Origin of the sequence: Thalassospira profundimaris, from assembly GCF_003326755.1 — a bacterium.
Taxonomy (GTDB): Bacteria; Pseudomonadota; Alphaproteobacteria; order Rhodospirillales; family Thalassospiraceae; genus Thalassospira; species Thalassospira profundimaris_B.
Genome location: NZ_JPWH01000062.1, coordinates 1 through 2239, shown reverse-complemented (window position 1 = coordinate 2239; position 2239 = coordinate 1). Strand labels below are relative to the sequence as shown.

The 2239-nt window shown below is 45.6% G+C and carries 1 protein-coding gene and 1 pseudogene; one reads left to right on the top strand and one right to left on the bottom strand.

All coding sequences use genetic code 11. The features are described from left to right. The coding region (locus tag TH25_RS24505; RefSeq protein WP_220151510.1) for a sugar ABC transporter permease at positions 1-1222 on the top strand (1222 nt) is incomplete at its 5' end. Between the two features lie 732 nt (positions 1223-1954). Here the strand turns inward: TH25_RS24505 and TH25_RS25760 are convergent. Then, positions 1955-2200: pseudogene (locus TH25_RS25760) on the bottom strand (helix-turn-helix transcriptional regulator); the annotation flags it as partial. Between the last annotated feature and the right edge of the window lie 39 nt (positions 2201-2239).

Below are 2239 nucleotides of genomic sequence, written 5' to 3'. Positions count from 1 at the left end.
TTTACCTCAATTAATGAGTCCTGAGCCTAGTGAGTCCCAGAAGTTGACCAAGAAAAAACGAAAATTTGGGGAAATTCTGTCAAACGATTTGCGCGCTTTTCCAATAATAGTTGGTCTAGCCGTGTTAGGCGTATTTTTCAGTGCGCAGAGCGATGTATTCCTTACGTCGCGTAACTTGTCCAACCTTTTGCTGCAGAGTACGGTTGTCGGCATTATGGCACTCGGCATAATGTTTGTTCTGCTCGTCAAAGAAATTGATCTGTCTATTGCCGCAATCAACGGTGTTACGGCAGTGTTGATGGCCAAATTAATTGTGGAGTTCGGGTTTTCTCCTTGGGTGGCGATCCCCTTCGCGATTGCAGTCGGTGCTGTTATCGGCGGCATTTCGGCGAGATGGGTGACCTTTGTGGGCGTGCCGTCGTTTGTCGTCACTCTTGGCTTGGGACTTGCATTAAATGGTGTGCAATTACTTCTGTTGCCACAGACTTCTCGTTATGGCTTGATGGGGACAGGTGTTGAAAACATTGCGCAAATCAAACTGGCCGGATTTGCTGCATGGGGCATTTTCGCCCTGGGTTTGGCGTGCTTTGCGATACTTGTCTTTTCAAGTGTCGTTCGTCGGCAGCGTCATGGTCTTGAGACATCTATTGTAACCAGTCTGCTGCTGCCAATAAGCGGTGCCGCATTATTTGGTGCTATTGTCGTGTCCATTCTCAATGCGCATCAGGGTATTCCTCTGGTTGTTCTGATTTTCGCGGTGTTGTTAGCGATTGGTGGCTATGTTCTCAAAGAGACGCAGTTCGGATTGTACCTTTATGCCGTGGGTAATAACGACGAAGCTGCGCGCAGGGCTGGCATTAAAGTACATCACATAAAAATGGCTGCATTTGCTATAGCTGGCGGAGTTGCGGCCCTGGCTGGTGTAATTGCAGCATCTCGTACACTCGGCGTTGGTGTCTTTACAGGAGGCGGTGTCGGAGGCGGAACTCTTTTGCTTGAGTCTATAGCTGCTGCGGTGATCGGGGGTGTAAGTCTATTTGGTGGGAGAGGATCCATACACGCTGCGCTTCTTGGCTGCTTGGTCATAGGTACAGTCCAGAATGGCCTTAATCTGATGGGGGTTGAGAACGAGGTGCGATTGATTGTGACAGGACTGCTTTTAGTTTTGGCTGTATCTGTTGATAAATTGATCGAGAAAGCGACAGGTCAGCAGAGTTTCTGATAAATAAGAGTTTAAGCTTGAATGACTTACTTGGAATAATTCAGGTTAATGTTGGAACTTGTTTGCGCACATCTCTATCTCCTCTTGGCGGGTAAATAGGTTGAGCATGGGTGGCTGGTGCCATTGGCCCAGCTTCTTATTGTGCAAGGTTGGATTACGTGGTGGCCCCAATCACACGTTTGTCTTGTTAGATAGGCAAGTATATCTCTCAACTCTATTTTCAAAGCTCAAATATTTCGTGCAAGATCTGGAGCTCTCGCCAGTTGATAGAATGAGGGTACGCGAACAGGTCTTGTTGCAAGATTTTGCTAAAGCCGTTGCCCAGTTCAGCCGCAGTGAATTGAAAGTAGTAGGGAAATTATCACCTATTTTTCGTTGTTCAAATCAAACCGTCCAATGTAATAACACCCTTATTCAAAGGTGATCTACACTTACATCTGTGCTTTTGGGGACGCATCATATCCATCAGCGACGATGAGGTTTCTTCATCTTTTCAGCTTCAACATGTGAATGGCCTGTCCTACGACTTTTCGAGGATTGTCAATGATCTTAGGAGTGTGCTCAGCCAAATGCGGCGTTTGCACCAAAACTCTCAGCCGGTTAACTACCTGAATGTTCCTGCGTACTTGCTGTATCATTTTTCTTAATTCGACCCCGTTGTTAAGATGTTAAGTGTTGCTAAACACGAAAAATTTGCTTTGAGTTTTTCTCAATTAAATTATGCCGAACTGCTTAGTTTTTTCTTAGAATTGACCCTCTGAATTTGGAAGGGGTGGTTCCTGTTAGTTCGTAGAAAGCTGTAGTGAAATGGCTATGGCTTGAAAACTGAAGGTCAATAGCGATTTTGGTGATTGGTACGTCAATATCCATAAGCATTTCTTTTGCTAGGTTTAACCTTCGCTCGCGAATAAAACGCCATGGCGGAATTCCAAAGCTTTTCTTGAAGGCTCTTCCAAAGTAATTAGGGCTCAGATTGACGCTTGTTGCTAGGGTCCAGACTCATTCAAATCCAGTAGC